We start from the raw sequence: 4877 nt of genomic DNA, 5'->3' as shown, positions 1-4877 counted from the left end.
GGCCTCGTCGGTCGACGAGACGAGGTCACCCGAGCCGGTCCCCGACCCGTCCCCCGAACCGCCACCTGTCCCGTCCCCGGACGCGGGGAACAGTGCGCCGACCATCAGTCGCAGGGCGACAACGGCGAGGACGGTGCCGGCGAGCGTCGGCAGCACCCACGCGAGCCCGGCCGAAGGGCGGGTCGCCGCAGCGAGAACTCCCGTGAGTCCGAGCGCGATGATGAGGACGGACCCGATCGGCCGCCGCGGTCGCTCCGTGAGACCGATGACCACACCCATCACCGCCAGGATTCCGGCGAGGCCGATGAGCAGCGCCGGTTTGTCCGCGGTTCCGAGTGCGTCGATGGTCGCCTCGCGGACGGCCGAGGGTGCGCGGTCGACGACGGAGTCGGCCACCGCCAGGAAGGGAGACGAACCGGGGGCGACCAGTCCCGCCATGGCGTGACCGACCGCGAGAGCGATTCCGGTCGCGAGGACGCCCGCGGCGATCTGGGCTGTCACGCGGGTTCGGGGCTGGGTGATATCCACGTCAGGAGTTCGGAGCACAGGCCTCGGCGGACGGTGGGGAAGAGAGATTTCGGGGGTCACCCATCCGGCCGGAGAACTGTGCCGAAGAACCTGTGACCCAGCACGCAAGGCTCTGTTGAAAGGACCAACACCATGAGCATGACGATCTCCCGCCGTATGGCTTCGATCGCCGCGGCGGCTGCCGTGAGCGGCCTCGTTCTGGCCGGCTGCGCGAACGACGAGGGCACCACCGAGGCCGAGGGCACCACGACCGCCCCCATGACCTCCGAGATGACCACCGAGGAGACCACCGCCATGGCGGAGCCGGCCGGCATGCTGGTCGGGCCCGGGTGTGCGGACTACGCCGAGGCGAACCCGGACGGCCCGGGCTCGGTCGACGGCATGGCCATGGAGCCGGTCGCCACCGCCGCCTCCAACAATCCGCTCCTCACCACCCTCACGGCCGCCGTGTCGGGCGGGGTGAACCCGGAGGTCGACCTGGTCGACACCCTCAACAACGGTGAGTACACCGTGTTCGCGCCGGTCGACGACGCCTTCGCGCAGGTCGACGACGCGACGATGGAGGCTCTGCAGACCGATCCCGAGCTGCTCACCACGATCCTGACCTACCACGTGGTCGAGGGTCAGATCTCGCCCGAGGACATCGAGGGCATGCAGACCACTCTCGCCGGCGAGGACGTCGACGTCACCGGCTCCGGCGACGAGATCATGGTCAACGAGGCCAACGTGATCTGCGGCGGCGTCCAGACGGCCAACGCCACGGTCTACCTCATCGATCAGGTCCTCGTCCCCGAGGAGTGAGCGCGTTGAGTTCCGGTGATCCCTGACCGCCGGGCGGTGTCACACCACCACAGCACAACCACAGCCCGGGTCGACGCGACAGCGTCGGCCCGGGCTGTGCGCTGTCGCGGGGGGTTGACACGGGTCGCTCAACGGGGATACTTAAGGTATCGCCTAATTAAGGAAAGCACGAAGTGAAACAGGCTGGTGATTCGCTGTCCCGGGTGTTCCAGGCGCTCGCCGATCCCACGCGGCGTGGGATCCTCGAGCGGCTCAGCGCCGGGCCGGCGACTGTGGGCGAGTTGTCGGACCCCTTCGACATCAGTGCACCCGCCATCTCGCAACACCTGCGGGTGTTGGAGAGCTCCGGTCTCATCGAGCGCAGCACGCGCGCCCAGTGGCGGGTGTGCACGCTCCGGCCGGAACCACTGGACGCCGCCACGGAGTGGGTCGAGCGCACCCGCGGGCTGTGGCAGCAGAAGTTCGACCGACTCGACGGCGTGCTGGCCGACATCCAGCGCGGGCACGTCGACCCCGAGCATCGAGGACGAAGGTCTCGATCGAAGGAGTGAGGGCACCATGTCCGTTCCCGAATTCACCATCACCCGTACGTTCGACGCCCCGCGCGAGACCGTCTGGCGGGCGTGGACCGACCCCGCCGTCGCCGCCCGCTGGTGGCATCCCCACGAGGTCACCACTCCCGCGGACAGCGTCGCGATCGATCTGCGCGTGGGAGGTCGCTACACCTACCTGATGATCGACCCGACCGGCCGCGAATGGCCGGCCGCGGGCGAGTACCTCGAGATCCGCGAGCCCGACCGGCTCCGGTTCACCTGGGGCAGTCCCGGTGATGACGGGGACGAGGTCCCCGTCATCACCGTCGACCTCGCCGAGGTGGGCGACGGTCACACCCTCATGACGTTCCACGTGGCTGGACTGCCGGACGACCGCGGCTCCGAGCACAGTGCTCACGACGGCTGGACCGAGGCGTTCGAGGAGCTGGACGGAGTCCTGGCGGCGTCCGCAACGCACTGACCCGGACACTCGGGCGACAGTCAGGCCCGCGGCCCAGAGTCAGCCCCTCAGCTCAGAACCAGTCGTCCCGCATGTCCAGGGTTGTGCGGTCGCCGGAGGCCAGCAGGTCGAACTTGGCGTCCACGACGGGCAGTTCCCGCCGGAGGAAGTACGCGGCGGCCTGCCGCTTCCCTGCGGCGAGACCGTCGGTGTCGTCGTCGATACGGCCCCCCAGGGCGAGCACCTGCTCCAACCAGATCCAGGCGATCACGATGTGCCCTGTGGCCTCGAGATACTCCGTGGCGTCGGCCAGGAACGCCTCCGGGTCGGTCGCCCCGACCCCCGCGAGTGCGGTGGTCACCTCGATCAGTCGTGTCACCCGGGGTCGGAGCAGTGCGGCGAACTCCTCGACCGCGCCGCCTGCCGCATCCGCGCGGTCGCAGGTGGCGGCGATGCGCTCGCTGAGCGCGGCGAGACCGGCGCCACCTCCGGCGAGGACCTTGCGCCCGAGCAGGTCCTGGGCCTGGATCCCGTGCGTGCCCTCGTGGATCGGGTTGAGCCGGTTGTCGCGGTAGTGCTGTTCCACGTCGTAGTCGATGGTGTAGCCGGCACCACCCAGCACCTGCACCGCCAACTCGTTGGCCTTGAGGCACCACTGCGACGGCCACGACTTGGCGATCGGGGTGAGCACGTCCAGGAGGGTCGAGGCGGCCGCGGCCTCCTCCGGCGAGCCGGTCCTCTCCTCGTCGACGAGTCGCGCGCAGAACAACCCCAGCGCGAGCGCACCCTCCACGTACGATTTCTGGGCCAGCAACATCCGCCGCACGTCGGCGTGACCGGTCAGCATGACCTGCGGCGAGGACGGATCGGAACCGGGTGCCCGGCCCTGCGGACGGGTGCGCGCGTAGTCGAGCGACTTGAGGTAGCCGGTGTATCCGAGTGCCGTGGCGCCAAGGCCGACGCCGAGCCGGGCCTCGTTCATCATGGTGAACATCTTCTTGAGGCCGGTGTTCTCCTCGCCCACGAGGTACCCGACAGCGCCCGGCCGGCCGCCGGGGGTGTGCATGCCCTGGCCGAGGGTGGGCATGGTGTTGACCGTGCCGCGGAAACCCATCTTGTGGTTGAGGCCGGTGATCACGATGTCGTTGCGCTCCCCGATCGACCCGTCCTCGTCGACCAGGAACTTCGGCACGACGAACAGGCTGATGCCGCGGGTACCGGCCGGCGAACCGGGCACCTTGGCCAGCACCAGGTGCACGATGTTCTCGGACATCTGGTGCTCGCCGCCGGAGATCCACATCTTCTGCCCGAACAGCCGGTAGGTCCCGTCGTCCTGCGGCTCGGCGCGGGTGGTGATGTCGGCGAGGTTGGAGCCGGCCTGTGGCTCGGACAGGCACATGGTCCCGGTGAAGCGACCCTCGACCATGGGCCGGACGTACCGCTCGATCTGCTCCTCGGAACCGTGTTCGATCAACAGGTTGGCGTTGCCGGTGGTGAGCAGTGGGTACGCGGCGGTGGAGACGTTGGCGGCGTAGAACCACGCCATGCACGCCAGGTACGCGGTGTACGGCAACTGCATGCCCCCGACCCGGGAGTCCATCGCGGCGCCCACCAGGTCCGCGTCGGCGAAGCGGCGCAGGGCCTCGGCGATCTCCGGGATCAGTTCGACCTCTTCGCCCACGAGTCTGGGCTCGTTGAGGTCGGCCGTGCGGTTGTGGGGAGCGAAGTACTTCTCGGCGAGTTCGGCCGACAGGTCGACCACGGAGTCGATGGTCTCGCGCGAGTGGTCCGAGTACCGCTCGCGCCCACACAGCTCGGACACCCGGAGCCAGTCATGGAGCAGGAAGTCCATGTCGGCCCGGGACATCACGGTCGAGGGAAGGGTATTCGAGGGAGCCATAGCCGCAGGCTACCCGGCCGGCCGCGGCCGTCAGCTCCCGCCGGTGGCCCGGGCGAACCTCTGGCCCATGCCGAGCATGGTCCTGGCGTACGCGGCGGGCATGAACCGTTTGCCGCGGTAGGCCTTCCGGGCGTCCGGGTCGGGCAGGATCAGGAACCGCTTCGCGTCCAGTCCGGTCATCACCTCGGCGGCGATCTCGTCCGCACCGCGCTCGGAGCGGTCGATGAGCTTGCTCGCGAACGCGCTCGCGGCGGGGTCGGAGGAGTTCAGGCTCGAGGCCAGGTTGGTGCGGAAGAACGACGGGCACAGCACGGAGACGTCGACCCCGAACGGCTCCAGTTCCCACCGCAGGGTCTCGGAGATCGCGACCACGGCCGCCTTGACCGCTGTATAGGAGGCCATGGTCGGCGGGTGTACGAGGCCGGCGAGGGACGCCGTGTTGACGAGGTGCCCCCGGCCCTGGGCCTTGAGCATCGGGACGAAAGTGCGGCACCCGCGCGCGACACCCAGCAGGTTGATGTCCGTGATGAGCCGCCAGTCCTCCTCGGTGAGGTACTCGATGCGGCCGCCCTGCGCGATCCCGGCGTTGTTGACCAGCACGTCCAGCCCGCCCCAGGTCTTCTCGACCTCGGCGCGCGCCGCCTGCCATTCCTCC

The 4877-nt window shown here is 69.4% G+C and carries 5 protein-coding genes and 1 pseudogene; 3 read left to right on the top strand and 3 right to left on the bottom strand.

The features are described from left to right. Positions 1 to 528, bottom strand: a pseudogene (locus tag IY392_RS14875) (oxidoreductase); the annotation flags it as partial. Between the two features lie 138 nt (positions 529 to 666). Between IY392_RS14875 and IY392_RS14870 the strand changes: the two are divergent. From IY392_RS14870 to IY392_RS14860, 3 genes are all read left to right on the top strand, one after another. Next, the gene (locus IY392_RS14870; protein ID WP_107758254.1) at positions 667 to 1329 is read left to right on the top strand and encodes a fasciclin domain-containing protein; all 663 of its coding nucleotides are present in this window, start codon (positions 667 to 669) and stop codon (positions 1327 to 1329) included. A 173-nt stretch (positions 1330 to 1502) separates the two neighbouring features. Then, on the top strand, positions 1503 to 1880 hold the full coding sequence (locus IY392_RS14865; protein WP_107757588.1) for a helix-turn-helix transcriptional regulator: 378 nt from the start codon (positions 1503 to 1505) through the stop codon (positions 1878 to 1880). A gap of 7 nt (positions 1881 to 1887) precedes the next feature. Continuing rightward, positions 1888 to 2343 carry an SRPBCC domain-containing protein gene (locus IY392_RS14860; RefSeq protein ID WP_107757587.1) on the top strand — a complete coding sequence of 152 codons (456 nt, stop codon included), beginning with the start codon at positions 1888 to 1890 and terminating at the stop codon, positions 2341 to 2343. A 52-nt stretch (positions 2344 to 2395) separates the two neighbouring features. On the opposite strand, the gene IY392_RS14855 is transcribed toward IY392_RS14860, so the two are convergent. Together IY392_RS14855 and IY392_RS14850 are read right to left on the bottom strand one after the other, a co-directional pair. After that, positions 2396 to 4222 (bottom strand): acyl-CoA dehydrogenase, encoded by a 1827-nt coding sequence (locus IY392_RS14855; protein ID WP_194861627.1) that lies wholly within the window; start codon positions 4220 to 4222, stop codon positions 2396 to 2398. A 30-nt stretch (positions 4223 to 4252) separates the two neighbouring features. Continuing rightward, positions 4253 to 4877: SDR family NAD(P)-dependent oxidoreductase (locus IY392_RS14850; RefSeq protein ID WP_194861626.1), on the bottom strand; the 625-nt coding region annotated here is incomplete at its 5' end.

The organism is Dietzia sp. SYD-A1 (assembly GCF_015356725.1).
GTDB lineage: Bacteria > Actinomycetota > Actinomycetes > Mycobacteriales > Mycobacteriaceae > Dietzia.
The sequence above is the reverse complement of the archived record's forward strand: the minus strand, read 5'-3'. Positions and strand labels throughout refer to the sequence as shown.